General features: G+C 65.0%; 15 protein-coding genes. 4 read left to right on the top strand and 11 right to left on the bottom strand.

Features of this window, described 5'->3' with window-relative positions; translation table 11 throughout:
- Positions 1-8 precede the first annotated feature (8 nt).
- From D6T63_RS17290 to D6T63_RS17280, 3 genes are read right to left on the bottom strand one after another with little or no spacing between them, the layout of a single operon-like run.
- On the bottom strand, positions 9-623 hold the full coding sequence (locus D6T63_RS17290; RefSeq protein ID WP_235830833.1) for a TRAP transporter small permease: 615 nt from the start codon (positions 621-623) through the stop codon (positions 9-11).
- The gene (locus tag D6T63_RS17285; RefSeq protein WP_120150395.1) at positions 620-1,669 is read right to left on the bottom strand and encodes a sialic acid TRAP transporter substrate-binding protein SiaP; all 1,050 of its coding nucleotides are present in this window, start codon (positions 1,667-1,669) and stop codon (positions 620-622) included. The genes D6T63_RS17290 and D6T63_RS17285 overlap by 4 nt, the downstream gene beginning before the upstream one ends.
- Before the next feature lie 43 nt (positions 1,670-1,712).
- Positions 1,713-2,771: an Ldh family oxidoreductase gene (locus D6T63_RS17280; RefSeq protein WP_120150393.1), complete on the bottom strand. Its 1,059-nt coding sequence runs from the start codon at positions 2,769-2,771 to the stop codon at positions 1,713-1,715.
- 104 nt (positions 2,772-2,875) lie between these two features.
- Between D6T63_RS17280 and nhaA the strand changes: the two genes are divergently transcribed.
- Complete coding sequence (gene nhaA, locus D6T63_RS17275) at positions 2,876-4,237, top strand: Na+/H+ antiporter NhaA (protein ID WP_120150391.1); 1,362 nt, start codon at positions 2,876-2,878, stop codon at positions 4,235-4,237.
- A gap of 218 nt (positions 4,238-4,455) precedes the next feature.
- On the opposite strand, the gene D6T63_RS17270 is transcribed toward nhaA, so the two are convergent.
- Both D6T63_RS17270 and D6T63_RS17265 read right to left on the bottom strand, forming a co-directional pair.
- Positions 4,456-5,685, bottom strand: a complete 1,230-nt coding sequence (locus D6T63_RS17270; protein ID WP_182977090.1) for an NAD(P)/FAD-dependent oxidoreductase — start codon at positions 5,683-5,685, stop codon at positions 4,456-4,458.
- Positions 5,686-5,940: 255 nt separating this feature from the next.
- Entirely contained in the window at positions 5,941-6,663 is a 723-nt protein-coding gene (locus D6T63_RS17265; protein WP_120150387.1) for a DUF4386 domain-containing protein, read from the bottom strand.
- A gap of 240 nt (positions 6,664-6,903) precedes the next feature.
- On the opposite strand from D6T63_RS17265, the gene D6T63_RS17260 reads away from it, so the two are divergent.
- The gene (locus tag D6T63_RS17260) at positions 6,904-7,635 is read left to right on the top strand and encodes a TetR/AcrR family transcriptional regulator C-terminal domain-containing protein (protein WP_120150386.1); all 732 of its coding nucleotides are present in this window, start codon (positions 6,904-6,906) and stop codon (positions 7,633-7,635) included.
- 165 nt (positions 7,636-7,800) lie between these two features.
- On the opposite strand, the gene D6T63_RS17255 is transcribed toward D6T63_RS17260, so the two are convergent.
- The 5 genes from D6T63_RS17255 to D6T63_RS17235 form a co-directional block, all read right to left on the bottom strand.
- A complete protein-coding gene (locus D6T63_RS17255) occupies positions 7,801-8,982 on the bottom strand; it encodes an MFS transporter (protein WP_182977089.1) in 1,182 nt (393 codons plus the stop codon).
- A 37-nt stretch (positions 8,983-9,019) separates the two neighbouring features.
- Positions 9,020-9,916 carry a dihydrodipicolinate synthase family protein gene (locus D6T63_RS17250; protein WP_120150384.1) on the bottom strand — a complete coding sequence of 299 codons (897 nt, stop codon included), beginning with the start codon at positions 9,914-9,916 and terminating at the stop codon, positions 9,020-9,022.
- 84 nt (positions 9,917-10,000) lie between these two features.
- The gene (locus D6T63_RS17245; RefSeq protein ID WP_235830832.1) at positions 10,001-10,900 is read right to left on the bottom strand and encodes an EamA family transporter; all 900 of its coding nucleotides are present in this window, start codon (positions 10,898-10,900) and stop codon (positions 10,001-10,003) included.
- Positions 10,897-11,676, bottom strand: a complete 780-nt coding sequence (locus tag D6T63_RS17240; protein WP_120150382.1) for a B3/B4 domain-containing protein — start codon at positions 11,674-11,676, stop codon at positions 10,897-10,899. The genes D6T63_RS17245 and D6T63_RS17240 overlap by 4 nt, the downstream gene beginning before the upstream one ends.
- Positions 11,669-12,271, bottom strand: a complete 603-nt coding sequence (locus tag D6T63_RS17235; protein ID WP_120150380.1) for a helix-turn-helix domain-containing protein — start codon at positions 12,269-12,271, stop codon at positions 11,669-11,671. Before D6T63_RS17235 ends, D6T63_RS17240 begins: the two co-directional genes overlap by 8 nt.
- A gap of 85 nt (positions 12,272-12,356) precedes the next feature.
- On the opposite strand from D6T63_RS17235, the gene D6T63_RS17230 reads away from it, so the two are divergent.
- Both D6T63_RS17230 and D6T63_RS17225 read left to right on the top strand, forming a co-directional pair.
- Entirely contained in the window at positions 12,357-13,262 is a 906-nt protein-coding gene (locus D6T63_RS17230) for an EamA family transporter (protein WP_235830831.1), read from the top strand.
- Positions 13,263-13,414: 152 nt separating this feature from the next.
- Positions 13,415-13,690, top strand: a complete 276-nt coding sequence (locus D6T63_RS17225; protein ID WP_120150378.1) for a hypothetical protein — start codon at positions 13,415-13,417, stop codon at positions 13,688-13,690.
- Between the two features lie 186 nt (positions 13,691-13,876).
- Here D6T63_RS17225 and D6T63_RS17220 read toward each other — a convergent pair whose 3' ends face one another.
- The gene (locus tag D6T63_RS17220) at positions 13,877-15,211 is read right to left on the bottom strand and encodes an NtaA/DmoA family FMN-dependent monooxygenase (RefSeq protein WP_120150377.1); all 1,335 of its coding nucleotides are present in this window, start codon (positions 15,209-15,211) and stop codon (positions 13,877-13,879) included.
- Positions 15,212-15,224: the final 13 nt, after the last annotated feature.

Below are 15,224 nucleotides of genomic sequence, written 5' to 3'. Positions count from 1 at the left end.
TTTGCTTCCTAGACCGCTTCCCGTTCGAGGTTTTCCATCGCATCCGGTACGAGCTCCGGATGGCGGATGTTGAGGTACATGTGCACGAGGGCGTGGAAACAGATCAGCACGAATCCTGTTACCGCCGAGCTGTAGACCAGGCTCATGGGCAACGATGTCGCCGGGGCCTGCAGCCGCGCTGCTTCGGCCGCGAATCCTGCGCCGGCGTAGGCCATCATCCCTGAGGCGATGATGACCATGAGCAGGGCGAAGGTGTCGAGGACGACCGTTCCTCGTCGCCCCAATTTGCTGGCGACGATATCGACCGCGATATGGATGCGGCGCGCCATCACGAATCCGGCGGAGACGAAGGTGAACCACAGCAGGGCGAACCTGGCGAGCTCTTCCGTCCAGGTGAAGGGCGTGTTGAAGATGTAGCGGCTGACGACCTGCAGGATGATCAGGCCGAGCGTGCCCACGAGGAACGTGCACGCGGCGATCCTCTCCGCGACGACCAGGTACCGGTAGAGGGCGACCCGTTGCTCCGGGAAGTCCGGGTCATCGGGTTCCTGCGGAACCCGCAGTCCGGTGGCGAGGTTGTTCTCATTGCCCGAGGACGGCTGCGGGCTCACCGCTTCGCTCACCGAGAGGCCTGGATCTGCTCGTAGAGGTCGCCCCAGGGCTGCTGCCGCATCGCTTCCCCTGCTGCGGCGGCGAGGGAATCCCGGTCGACGTCCTCATTGACCTGAATGCCGCTTCCGGCCTTCCATTCCTCGAGGATGGACTGTTCCTGCTCCTCGACGCACTCGCGGGTGGCATCCGCTGCAGTCTGCATCGCACCCTCGAGTGCGCTGCTCTCGTCGTCCGTGAGCCCTTCATAGACGGTGCGCCCTGTGGTGATCTCGACGCCCTGAACCATGTGACCGGTGAGGTTGATGTAGTCCTGGACCTCGTTGAACTTTGCGGTGGCGATGGTGGGGATGGGGTTCTCCTGGGCGTCGATGACGCCCTGCTGCAGGGCGAGGTAGACCTCGTCGAGCGCCATGGGAGTAGCCGTTCCGCCCATCGCACCGATGTTCGTCAGGTAGAGGGGAGCGTTGGGTGTCCGGATCTTGAGGCCGGCGAAGTCCGCTGCTGAGCTGATTTCCTTGTTGGCCGTCACGTGGCGGGTTCCGTAGTACCAGCTGGACAGGACCTTGATGTCCGAGGATTCGTAGAGGTCGTCGAAGACAGTCTGCATCTCCTCACCGTTGGCGGTCTCGACGAAGTGGTCGACGTCGTCGAACAGGTACGCCGCATCGAGAACTGCCGCGTTCTCCTCCCATACCCCCAGGAAGGACGGGCCCGCAACGGCCATGTCGAGGCTGCCCGAAGCGACCTGTTCGAGCAGCTCGGACTCGTTGCCCAACTGCGCGGACGGGAAGCTCTGGATCTGCAGACCGCTTCCCTGCAGCTCCTCCTTGAGGGTGGCGACGCCACACTCTTCAACCGGGTGACCGGCGTCGTAGACGTGAGCCAGTCGCAGCGTCTTGGCTTCTGTATCCACTTCTTCCACGCTGTCCCTGTCGACGGGAGCGCCGACGTTGCAACCGGACAGCAGCAGGGCTGCTGCTGCGGCAACGCCCAGGACGATCTTCCGGTTGCGTCGGCGACCCGTGGAATTGTTGGTGGGGTGAGTTTCGAGCGTCATTGCTTGATCCTTTCGAAGGTGCTGGTGGTTACGGTGCTGGTGGTTACGGTGCTGAATGCGTTTCGAGGGGCGATAGGGACAGCTCTTCGGCCAGGGCGGCCAGTTGGCTTACGGTCGAGGGTGGCAAGGGGACTGCCTGTGCAGCTTCCTCCTGGCGACGACGCTCCGGATCTCCCGGAGCGTCGACGGGCTGTCCACCTGGACCCGAGGAGCGCACCCGGTCCTGGAGGGCTGCGACCCGCGATGCAGTTTTCTCCGAGCCGGCAAAGGCAGCGGTGTCGAGACCGATCACCAGATGGCCGTTGTTCATCCGCGATGCCGGGTTGGACCAGATATCGACCGTCTCGAAAGCGAAGGTCGCGTCCGTCAGGGAGGCTGCGAAGGCCTCGAGCAGGACGGCGACCGCAGAACCCTTGTGTCCGCCGAAGGGGATCATCGATCCCTTCTCCGCTTCAACGGGGTCGGTGGTCGGGTTGCCGTCGGCATCGACGGCCCAGCCCTCGGGCAACTGAGTACCTTCGTTCTTCGCGGCGATCACCTTGCCGTAGGCGCCGTTGCTGGTCGCAAGGTCAGCGGTAAGTGGCCACCCGGACGCGCTGGGTACACCGAGTGTCAGCGGATTGGTGCCGAGGACCTTGCTCGTACCGCCGTGAGGCGCCACGACCGGTCCAGTGGATGAGGTGATGAAGGACAGGAAGCCTGCCTCGGCGAGCTGATCGCTCCAGAAGGCGCCTGCACCATAGTGGCTGCTGTTATGGACGGCCACGGCGGCAATTCCCTGCTCGCGCCCGACTCGAATCACGCGGTCTACGGCAGCCTGCATCGCGACCTGACCGAGCGCGGCATCGGCGTCGAGTACTGCAACACTGCCCTGGTCCTTCGAGAACTTCAGCTTGGGCGCGGGGTTGATGCCTCCGAGCCGCAGTGCCTCGCAATACAGGGGGAGCCGGAGCAAGCCGTGGGAATAGATGCCGCGCTGGTCCGCCTGGACGAGCGAGCGGGCCGTGAGGTCCGCGTCCTCTCGTGGGACGCCCCGGGCGGCTAACGCCTGAGCGGCGAAGCGAACAAGATCCCGCTGAGGGAAGAGCTGCTGGGTATTCATCGGCGAATCCCCTTCCTATATAGGAACTAGATGTATCCTATATTTATAGTGCCCCACATCACAACCCTGGGGAAAAGTCAGTTCTGCAAGCCAGAGGAGTCGGCATGTCCGCCAGCAAGCCGGATCGGTCCAGGCGTTTTCCTTCCGTGGTCCTGCAGCGCTCCAGTTATCCGGAGTACCTACGCATCGCGGAAATCCTGCGCAAGGAGACCGTGGGTGGCATCCTGCTGCTCATCGCCGCCTCGATAGCGATAATCTGGGCGAACTCACCCTTTGCCGACGCCTATTTCGCGATCCGCGACCTCGAGTTCGGCTACGAACCGTGGCACCTGAAGCTGTCCGTCGGCGTATGGGCGTCCGACGGGCTCCTGGCCGTGTTCTTCTTCCTCACCGGGCTCGAACTCAAGCGCGAGTTCGTTGCCGGTGACCTTCGGCGGATCAGCCGCGCAATCGTGCCCGTTGCCGCGGCCTTCGGCGGCGTCGTCGTTCCTGCGCTCATCTACACCTTGGTCAACCTGTCCTCACCCGACACCCTGCGCGGGTGGGCCATCCCCACCGCGACGGACATCGCCTTCGCCCTGGCCGTCCTCGCTGTGATCAGTTCGCACCTGCCGGGCGCCCTTCGCGTCTTTCTCCTGACGCTCGCAGTGGTGGACGACCTCATAGCGATTGCGATCATCGCCTTCTTCTACTCGGAGGACGTGAGCCTTGTCTTCCTCCTGTGGATGCTCCTACCGCTCGGGCTGTTCGCCCTGCTGGCGCAGCGGAGCCCGAAGTTCTTCGGCGCCACCACGCGCGGCCCCTGGCTCATCCTCCTGCCGCTCGGCATCGCGACGTGGGCGCTGATGCACGCATCCGGGGTGCACGCCACGGTGGCCGGCGTGCTGCTCGGCTTCTGCGTCCCGGTGCTGCGCCGGACGCCCGACGGTAGACCGGCATTGCCCAGGCCCAACAAACCCGGCCTTGCCGAAGTACTCGAGCACCGCTTCCGTCCGCTCTCCACGGGGTTCGCGGTTCCCGTCTTCGCGTTCTTCTCGGCCGGAGTCAGCATCGGGGGAGTGCAGGGGTTCGCTTCCGCACTGGCCGATCCGGTCCTCATCGGCATCGTACTGGCTCTCGTGCTTGGCAAACCCCTGGGCATCATGCTGACGACGTTCATCGTTACCAGGACCACGAAGGCGGATCTGGATCCGGGTCTCAGCTGGTGGGACCTTTTCGGCGTCGGGATCCTCGCGGGCGTTGGCTTCACCGTATCGCTGCTGGTGAACGACCTCAGCTTCGGCGCCGGGAGCGAGCATGACGACCACGCGAAGGTGGCCATTCTGACGGCGTCGTTGACGGCAGCGCTGCTGTCGAGCGTGGTGCTGCGCAGCCGCAACAAGTACTACCGCCGCATCGACGAGCAGGAAAAGATCGATATCGACAACGACGGCATCCCCGACGTCTTCCAGGACCGCGGAGACTAGTGCACCGATTGAGGTTGTCGCATCACAGCTGACCTGGGTTCAACCTCCGAAGGCGGTACTCGACGTACCCACTCATTGGTAGGGGACAGATGCGTCGCGGCAGGTCTGCAAGTAGGTCCGGAATCGTGCATCGTGCTCAGACATGGGGGTGCCCATAGCGTCCACGTGGTCCGCTGACATCGTGCAACCTTCACCTCGCGGTTGAACCGTCGGCATGATCAGGGTCCTGCGGGTGCGGAAATGTCCATCCGTGGGGGAATTCGTGGTCCTTTCGGTGCTTTGTAGGCTCCGGGCCGGATCCGTTCCTCCTGCAGTGCCCTCACGGTCATCCGACAGATGGCCTCTTTCATCCAGGCACCGGTACGGCCACGAGCCCACAGTTTCCGGGGCGAATCGTCGGGCCCGACGACCTGGATGAAGCTGTCCAGCCGGCCAAGACTCAGGCACTGCAGGGCGTACCCGATGGACGCTGGTTCCGGTTCGACTCCTCTCAGCTGGGCAAGAACAGTCCTGGCGGCGGAGCTTCCCATCGGAAGCGCCGCCGCGCACCCCATGCGCAGATGGCCGCCTGCGGTACGTGGCATGACAGCGGCATCGCCGGCACCGATGATGTTCGGGTGATTCCATGCCCTCAGGCACGCGTCGACCTTGAGCCGCCCCGAGGAGTCGGTGGCCAGACCACTGTCTTTCGCGAGCTTGGGAACGGCAAAGGAAGCAGCCCAGATACAAACATCGCCAATAATCAGTTCACCCGAATCCGTAACCATGCCCTGCTGCGTCACTGACATGACGCGTACTCCTGACCTGACGATGATGTTCAGCCGTTCCAGTGACTTCCGGACGCTTGCCCTGGCGCGGGGTGTCATCGATTCTGCAAGTTCTCCACCACAAAGCAGGGTGATGACAGCGTCCGGGTGTTGCTCCGCTATCTCGGAAGCTGCCTCGATGGAGGTGTATCCGCCTCCCACCATGATGATGCGCATGCCTGGACGGGCATTCTTGATCGCTGCCTGTGCTCGGAGGGCGCCGCCGGCATCAGCGATGGTGTGGGCATAGGTGCTTACCCCGGGAACCGAGTTGGAGGCCAGACTTCCAACGGTGTACACCAAGAAGTCGTAGTGCAGCGTCAGTCGGCCGACCGCGGTTTCAACCGTGATGACCTGACTCCCAGGATCGATGAGAACGGTGATTCCTTCGAGGAGTCGGACGTCCGAGTGAAGTACATCGCTCAGCGGAATGGAGGCGGTCCGGGTCGTGCCGGCAGCGACTTGGTGAAGCCGAATTCTCTCGACGAACGACCCGAGCGGGTTGATGACGAGGATCCGGATCTGCTCCGCTTCCTCATTTGTCAGGGAGGAACGCAGCCTGTTGGCGGCCATGACGCCGGCGTAACCGGCCCCGATGATGACCACCGACCGCTCAGCTGCCCGCGTGTCGGTACGAGGCAAGTTTCGAGTCATTGTGTCAACTTCCAGGGTCGTTGCAGCTCGGCGGTTCGCAGGGGCATCTGGACGCATTGGCGCCCAGGTGCTTCAAGGGCCATGAACGCGCCCGAGTCCAGGTGCCGGGCCGGCGCACGGTGATCTGCTGCCCCGACGGTACTCGCATGCACGTCAGGGGACCTTGTAGCGCGCGGCAGTGGCGTCAGCACCCCCGTCACCGTCACTACGTCCGGAGGTCCAACCTGCCGGATTCAGCAGCCTTCATCGTTTAGCCGTTGCTACGTCGAGTACGGCCGGGCGGCTGATCAGAAAGCTCACCGGGCGGAAGCCCTTGACGATGAGCCACAGTGCCAGGCTCAGCTCCCAGGCAAAGACGGGGAGCGCGACGATCAGCCCAAGGGGGGAGAACTGGTCGTAGGCGCCGAACATCACGGCGACTGCAGAGAGGGAGATCATCGTACCGCCGGCGAGCCCGAGGACAGCGATTGGACGGGGCACCAGACGCGATGAGTACATCAGGGCGGCCAGGAGAAGCGAGGCGGCACCGAGGGCGAAATTCGGTCCGAATAGGTACGTCCATTCGCGCAGAGCCACCAGCGAGGAGCCGATGGTGGAGAGTACCTCCGGGTCCGCGCCTGCGCCGGCGGCGAACTGCCGGCGAAGCCTGACGATCGTCAACAAGCTGAGGGTCCCCACGAGAATGACCGCGGCCTCCAACAGTCGGGCCGCAAAGAACGCCAGTGCGAGCCCCTCGTTCTGGCGCTTGAGGATCGGATACAGCGTCACAGCGGTCCCGACGGCGGCAATCACCAGGAGCAGTTCGAAGAACCCGCCCAACAGGATCCTGACATCCGCCCCGGGGCCCGTGATGTAACCGATGTCTGTGAGGACCGGGCTGTAGAGGGAAGCTCCCACGATCGCGCCTACCTCGGTGAGCAGGAAGAACACGCCAGCGGTGACGGCGGTGGATCTGGACAGGTTCATGATGATTCCTCTTAACGGAAGTATACGGCGTACACCTATGTAAGGAACCGTAAGGTGTACACCGTACTCCTGTCAAGAAGTGTCATCCGAACGGGGCAAGAAGTCCCTTTCTTGGAGGGAGGCGGTCGGTCGAACCACCGCCGACCGTGGAATCGAGCCCTACCGCAGGCAAGAGGAGGTAAGGTGTACGCCGTACTCCCGTTGATGAATCCATGGGCGGATGACAGGAAGGCTGGGCGAATGACCGACGTACTCAAGGCTGACCGGCGTGTCCGCCTCAACAGGGACCGCGTCCTGCAGGCCGCCGTCTCCCTGGCCGACGAAATCGGCATCGACTCGCTGAGCATGCGCAGGCTCGCCCAGGAACTTCAGGTAGTGCCGATGGCCCTGTACAAGCACGTCTCGAACAAGGAAGAACTCCTCGACGGCATGGTCGAGGCGATCGTCGCGGAGATCGATCCTCCCGAAACCGGTGCTGATTGGAAGAGCGCTGTTCGCCTGCGGGTGCTCTCGGCAAGACGCGCGCTCCAGCGGCATCACTGGGCGCGCCGGGTCATCGAGTCGCGTACCACCAAGACCCCCGCGGTGCTCGCGTACTGGGATTCGTTCATCGGAATGTTCCTCGAGGGGGGATTCTCGGCCGATCTCACGCATCACGCCATGCATGCCATCGGTGGCCGCATGTGGGGGTTCACGCAGGAGCTCTTCGACGACCCCGCTGTGCACGCGGCAGCGACGCCGGTCGCTATGCCACCGGCCGTCCAGTCCGAGATGCTGCAACAGATGGCCGAACTGTATCCAAACATCGCTACCATCGCCGCGCTGAGCGCCCACGACGACGCTTCGGTCGTGGGGCAGGGCTGCGACGACCAATTCGAGTTCGAATTTGCCCTTGATCTGCTCCTGGACGGATTCGAGCAGCTGCACAGCGGGGGCTGGAACTCAAAGCTCGGGCTGCGCGGCACTGCATGATCCTTCGCACCTGAAAGCTCCACAACCCACCTCGTGTCAGGTGTTCAGGAATCCTCCGCCGATGCGACAGAAGAGTGCATCACGGTGACCCGGCGATCGCTGGTGTCGCCGGTACCTTCGTGAGGTGTGAGCTTGGTTGCCGGTTTCGAGAGGCGCCGGGACGGACTAGCCGGAACGACGCGAGAGCGCTCGCGTTCGTCCGACGGCACTGATGCCACCGGCAAGGATGGTGAGCACTGTCGCAAGGGCGAGCGGTGCCCAGCCGGCGGAGCCTGTGATGGCGCCGGCGACGGCGGTGCCGGCGGATCCTGCCGCGATCTTGAGGGCTCCCACCCAGATGAACACCTGCCCGCGTGCCGCGCGGGGCGCGTACTCGCTGCGGGCGGCCAACGTCGCGGCGAAGAACAACGCGTTGGCGATCCCAGCCAGGCCGAAAGCGAGAAGCAACACCGGGAGATTCGGACCGAGGATGACCAGGATCAGCGTGACGGCGACGAGGACGGACAAGGACGTCATCAACCGATCGGCGTCCCCGCGCAGCGGTCGGAGCATCAGGCCGGCCGATCCGAGCAGGTTCCCGACGCCGTATCCGGCAACCAGCAGACCGGCCGATGACGCGCCGCCCATGGCCGGGGCGATCGCGACCGCGTAGATCGGTAGCGCGGCGACCGAGAATGCAACCGTGACGGTGAGTCCGAGCGTGCGGCGAAGCGGACCGTGTCTCCAGATACTCCCCAGGGTCCGCAGGGGTGTGGGGACGTCGACCGCCGGGTCGGGTGGAGCCTGCCGGGGGAGCGCCAGCACTGCCGCCGCGCCGAGGATGGCTGCTGCGGCGAGGACCAGCGTCGCTGTCAAGGGACTGGATGTTGCCGAGATCCATGCCACCACGGCCGGTCCGAGTGTCCCACTGAAACCGTACGTCGCCACATCCCAGCTCTGTGCCCTGCGCTGGGCACGCTGGTCAGGACCGGCGATGGAAGGCAGGCGGCTACTGATCCCGCCGGTGAGCATCGGCCCGAAGATGCCGGACACGAACAGCAGAACAGCGGGCCAGAGCGCCCAGGTGATCGGCAGGAGCAGTGCAGCGGCACCGAGCAGCAGCCCGTGGAGGACTGCGGACACTGCGATCACTGTGCGCCCGTCCCGGGCGGTGTCCAGGCGGCGGGCGATAAAAGGGCCGAGGAGATGGGGTGCTGTGATGGACGCCCCGAGAAGCCCGGCGACCCAGCCGGGCAGCCCGACAGCATGCGCCAGGAGCACGATGGCGACGACCGCGCCGCCGTCGGCGCTGCGCACCAGTGTCGCGGCAAAGACATACCGGATCAGCGCACCACGGTGATCGCTCACCCGACGCCTCATCCGGCCTGGAACTCCCGGTCGGCGTCTACTGGTCGAGGCCGAGCTCATCGATGACCTCGGCGACCCGGTGACGCTGGCTCTCGGTCAGGCCCTGGATGGGAAGGGGCAGGCTCGCTGAGGGTGCGAGCCCGAGGTGCTCCGCGATGGCGGCGACGACCCTGATGCTTCCCCCGAACTCGGTGAACAGATCCCACAAGGGTGCGAGCCGGTGGGCTTCGGTGGCGGCGTCGGACATCCGGCCCTCCTGGGCCGCCCGGGTGATCGTCCGGGCAAGGACGGGCAGGGTACCGCCGATGACCGAGTACCAGGTGTCGCATGCGGCGGCCAGGCCGGCAGCCGCGCTGGCGTCTCCGGACACGCCGATACTCACGTGGTCGGGGATGACGGCCCTGATGCTCCTGACACGGGCCTGCGCCTGCTCGGGGTCCGCCGGTACAGCAGGGATCTTGATGGACGCGATGCCGGGCAGCTCGGCGATCCGTCCATAGAGCTCAGGAGCGAACATGAAGTGCGTGGTCCCGGGGTTGTCATACACGATGACCGGCAGAGAGGAGTGTGTGGTGACGGTTCGGAACAGCTCGAACACATCATCGGGGGTGAGCGGCTGGTACGTCATCGGCGCCAGCAGAAGACCGGACGCGCCGGCCTTTTCCGCGTTGGCTGCATTGGTGAGGACGTGTGAGGTCCGTAAGGCTCCGATGCCGACGAAGACCGGGGTTCCAGCAGCGTGGGCGACAGCAAGCTGGGCGACGCGGTGCCGTTCCTCGCAGGTGAGGTACGCATACGAGCCGGTTGATCCCAGTGCCGTGATCGAGTCGACGTCGGCCGCTGCGAGCCGGTCGACCAGGCGGGTGAAGGACTCTTCGTGGACGGTGTCGTGGTGGAGGGGTGTGAGGGGAAAGGCGCTGAGCCCGGTGAACATGTGAAGACTCCCAGGGGGTGGTGGGGAACGTAGGCGAAGTGGGATGAAGTGCAGTACGCGGGGGAGGCCCTGTGTGGAACGCGCCTAGGGGGTGGATCCGAGTTCGGGTGTGCTGTGTGCTGGTTCGAAGGATCGGGTTCGGCGGCCTCCGCGCTGGGCTGCTGCGCCGGCGAGGACGACCAGCAGGATCCCGGCGAATTGGATGGGGGAGGGCTGCTGGTGGAGGACGATCAGGCCGAGTAGGAGCCCCATGGCCGGTTCCAGCGACATGAGGGTTCCGAAGGCGGTGGCAGTCAGGCGTCGTAGGGCCAGCATCTCGAGTGCGAAGGGCAGCACGGGCAGCAGGACTGCCAGACCCGCAGCTACTGCAAGGACGCCGAGGTTCATGTGACCGGCTGCTTGCGGGATGCCGATGATCGCAGCTGTCAGGGCAGCGACGGGGATGGTCAGGGACAGGGCGGAGATTCCCGTGAACCGATCACCGATCCGCTGGGTCAGAATGATGTAGATACCCCAGCCGATCGCTGCCAGTGCCGCGTACATGACGCCGACAAGGTTCACGTCACCATGCCACGGCTCGGTGAGGAGGATGACCCCGCACAGGGCGAGCCCCGGCCAGATCAGCGCTCGGGCCGAGTGGCTTCGGAGGGCGGCGACGGAGAGCGGGCCCAGGAACTCGATCGCGACCGCGGTGCCCAGCGGAATGTGTTCGAGTGCGGACAGGAATCCGATGGTCACCAGCCCGGTCGTCACCCCGAGTCCGAGCAGGACCGGGACGTCGGGGCGGCGCACCCTGGACAGGGGTGGTCGGGCGATGATCAGGAAGATCACCGCACCCATGCTCAGTCGGAGCCAGGCCGTACCGGCAGCTCCGACCTGCCCGATGAGATCCACCGACAGTGCTGAGCCGAGCTGCACGGACAGCATCGCGGTGACCGCCAGACCCCACGGAGGGACGGGACCACCCGCCCGCGACCGGATCATGATCGACCCTCCTCACCGAGCAGGCCGGATGCACTGGCAATACCGGGTGCACTGGCAGTACCGGGGGTGACCAGGCGGCGGGTGATCGTCACGTTGGGTCCAAGCCGCCCCAGGTGACCGGACAGGTCATCGGCTGCGGCGGTGAGGTCATCCTCGGTCAGAGGTGCCAGGGCATCGAGGATGAACAGGGCCGACGTCGTGTCGTCGGTGAGCTGAGTGCGTCTGCCCTGTCGCCAGTTCCAGCGGCGGCACGTCACGCCTGCGTCATCCATCCACACGACCTCTCCCGGCTCGGGATGCTCGATGACGATCTCGCCGTTGCTGGCGGTGTCGAAGATTTCATTCCCGGTCGCGCGGATGAGGGCGGGGGAGCCCTGGTACCGGGTGAGGTCCTCGCCGCCGAGGGGGATCTGGTGCAGTACCGAGATCGCGTTGTAGATGTCCGTCAGGCGGTTCACGCGCGGCAGGCCCACAGGCGTACGGCGCAGGAGCGCTTCGAGGCTGTTACGGGTGCGGTTCGGCTTCGCACCGAAGCCCTGGTACGCCTCCCGCCACGACACGACATGGGGGAGCTCCGTAACCGGTCGCTCCGCCAGCCAGGCACCGGCGGCGGCTTCTGCTCTCTGCAGCAGCGCCTCGCTCTCGGCGTCACTGGGGCCGGCAACCAGCCCGTCGACGGCGATCAGCAATGCCCGGTAGTCGGGGCGGAGTGCGAAGACCGCCTCGTCGACACGGGCGGCTTCGAGGAAATCCTGATGCTGCCGTGCCTCAGTCATGGGTGCCCTCTTTCTGGGTGAATCCGACACCGGGCTCGAAGACGGCCAGTAAGAACCGTGCCTTGGTTTCGCTGTGGTTCACGTAGCTGTGGTTCACATCGCCGGGAAAGGTCAGCGCATCGCCCTCACCCAGCGTGAAAGGCTCACCGGCTACGGTGATGGTGATCGTGCCCTGCTGTACCTGTAGGAGTTCCATCGTTCCGGCCGAATGGGCCTCGCTGACGTGCTGTTCCTGAACTTCGAGCGTCCAGTCCCACAGTTCCAGGACATTCGGTGAACGGGTGCCGGCGACGAGGACCCCGAAGCCACCCAGATCACCCGTCCACAGAGCGGCCCCTTCGCCGCTGCGTATGACAGAGACAGGGGAGCTACGGGGTGGTGCCACCAATTCGGGCAACCCCACACCCAGGGCATCACTGATTTTCAGCAGTGTCCCCACACTCGGATTGGTCGCACCCTGTTCGATACTGACGATCATCCGACGACTCACACCCGTAGCTTCAGCCAGCTGGTCAAGGGTCAATCGGCGGTTCAATCGCTCATCCTTCACGCGACTACCAATGGCTGTAGCGAGCACAGCAGCTTTCTCATCCATTCGTGCAGTATACTGCACTAATGGAGCATTACGCAGTGAAAGTGCACGAGGGCGTTCAGACCGATGACCGCGAAGAGGTCCAGGCGTGATCGCGATCAGGCGTTCTCCGTCCGTCCCAGCGCCCCTGCTGATGATCTCCGCTGTGCTGTCCGTCCAGTTCGGTGCAGCGTTGGCTCAGACCCAGTTCGATGCCGTGGGTCCCACCGGCGCGACTCTTCTTAGGTTGGTCTTCGGAGCGCTCATCCTGCTGATCTCCGTCAGACCGAGAGTTCGCCGGTGGAAGCGGGAGCAATGGGCGGCCGCGACCGTGCTGGGCATCGCACTGGCCGGCATGAACACCCTGATCTACCTCGCCATCGGCGAGATTCCGATCGGTGTGGCCGTGACGCTCGAATTCACCGGGCCACTCCTGCTTGCCCTCGTACAGACCCGGCGCCTCACCGATGCCGCCTGGGCCCTGTTGGCGTTCGCCGGTGTCCTTCTCCTGGGGCTTGGCGCCGGCACCGACCTCTCGCTCGCAGGCATCCTCTTCGCGCTCGGCGCGGGCGCTTTCTGGGCCCTTTACATCCTCGCCAGTGCACGCGTCGGGCGACTGGTACCAGGCGTCGGAGGCCTGGCGGTCTCCATGGCGATCGGAGCGGTCATCGCATTGCCGCTCGGGGTCACAGCCGCTACCAGCGGAATAGCGGCCTCACCCATGGTGCTGCCGGTTTTCATCGGTGTGGCACTGCTATCCAGCGCCCTTCCCTACGGCCTGGAAATGCTCGCACTGCGGCGGCTATCCACGCGCATCTTCGGCGTGCTCTCCGCCCTGGGACCCGTCGTGGCCGCCCTCGCCGGCCTTCTGGTGCTAGGCCAGGCGCTCGGCCCTCGCGAGGTTATCGCACTGGTGCTGGTCACGGTCGCCTCCATCGGTGTCACGGTCGGCGTGCGACGACGGCGTGTCGACAACACGGTAGCTCTCACCCCCGAAACCGAGCGAAAAGCCTGATTCCTGCCCCTGCCCACGAAGGACACCACGATCACCTACCCGGACGGCGTGACCTCACTGTCCAGCGTTCGCAATCAACGCCGCTTCAATCGACTCCTTGAGCAAGCCCGCGACGAGGGGCGTCGGGAAACGGTGGGAACAGGAGACACGACATGATCGCCCGCCCCTTGTCGGTGACGATTGCCACTGACGCTGCCTCTCACCAGGAGGACCGAGGCGCGGTAAGCATTTCCGTGGACATCACTCAGATCGCCGCTACCTGCGTCGTCGATTGCGCCTTCGATCAGCCATCTGCCCTGCCTGCTACGGGCGCAGACGTGGTCTCACTCCTGGTTCCACTGGCGCTGGTGGTGGTCGGCATCGCCGCGACGTTGTGGTCGCGATGCACGTCCCAAGGACGACGGCCGGTCGCGGGACTCCGGTATTAGCTGAGGAGTCTGCTGTCACCTGGTCGGACTGCGGGTCAGCCGATAGGACCTTGAGCGTTATGGCCGGTGATGATGGTGATTCCGGAGGCGTCGTGGCCCACGCCGTCCCGGAACCGCCGTGGATCAATGCTGTCGCTCGCGTTGCCGGCTATCTCAGTAGTGGTCCTGGAGTGCTGGTGGTGGTTGTCATGGGGTGGGGTCCGTGAGGCGGGGGTCTAGTCCGTATTGGGCCGGCGCGCCGAGGTGGTCGCGGAGTGTGGCGCCGTCGTAGTCGTGGTGGTAGATGCCTCGGTCCTGCAGGATGGGGACGACTTCGTCGACGAAGGTGTCGATGCCGTCTTCGTTGACGTCGATGGAGACCCAGAATCCGTCGCAGGCGCCGGCTTCGAACCATTCCTGCATGTGATCCGCGGTGGCCGATGCGTCGCCGACGGGGGTGGGGTGGTAATCGATGACGCCGTGGGCGAGGATGTCGCGGATGGTCCATCCTTCGCGTGCAACTTCTAGTGCCCGTGGGGAGCGGGGGTCGAACGGGCTCGGGGCGGCGACGGCTAGCTGAGCGGGTGTGAGGGGTTGGTCGAGCTGGTCGGGGTCGAGCTGGAGGTTCAGCATCGAGCCGAGGTAGGGGACGCGGGATGCTGCTGTGAGCTCGCCCAACTGCACGCGCCGGTCGAGGGCTGCGCGTTTGGTCTTGCCGATGGCGGGCATGACTCCGGCGAAGAATTTGATCTCGTCCGGGTTCCGCCCTGCCCTGGCCGCGGCGTCACGGTAGGCCTGGCGTTGTTTGCGGGCGTCGGCGATGGTGAACGTGGCGCCGATGACGCCGTTGGCGTAGCGTCCGGCGAGGTCGAGTCCGTTTGCGCCTCCTCCGGCGGAGAAGATGACGGGCTGTCCCTGTTCGGATGGTGGGATGGGTAGCGGCCCGCGGGAAGCGACGTACTCGCCCTGCATGTTGATGGGTTGGATCTTGTCGGGGTGGGCAAACCGCCCGGTTTTCTGGTCCTTGATCCATGCGTCCTGCTGCCAGCTCCCCCAGAGGGCCTGGGCGATCTGGATGGTTTCGTGGGCGCGCTGGTATCGCTGCGGCCTGGGTGCGATCCCTTGGCCGAAGTTCGCCGCAGCATTGGGGTCGCTGGTGGTGACCGCGTTCCAGCCGGCACGGCCGTGGCTCATCACATCGAGGGCCTTGAACTGGCGGGCGATGTTGAAGGGCTCGTTGAAGGTCGTGGAACCGGTGGCTACCAGCCCGATGCGTTCGGTGGCTCGGGCGATCGCTGCGAGGGTCATCATGGGGTCGAGGGTGATCTGGGGTGCCTCGTGGTCCACATCGGCCTGCAGGCCGGGGAAGTCCGGGAGGAACAGGAAGGCAATCTTCCCGCGTTCGGCGGCTTGCGCGTAGCGGACCTGCGCGTCGAAGCTCGCGTAGTTCGCAGGATCTACGTTCAGGGAGCGCCAGGCTGAGGTCTGCGATCCGTATCCGTTGCCCAGGTGCATACCCAGGATCATCTGTGGCTTGGTCATTGGTTCTCCTTGT

The sequence above is a fragment of the Arthrobacter cheniae genome (assembly GCF_003602275.1).
Lineage (GTDB): Bacteria > Actinomycetota > Actinomycetes > Actinomycetales > Micrococcaceae > Arthrobacter_D > Arthrobacter_D cheniae.
The sequence above is the reverse complement of the archived record's forward strand: the minus strand, read 5'-3'. Positions and strand labels throughout refer to the sequence as shown.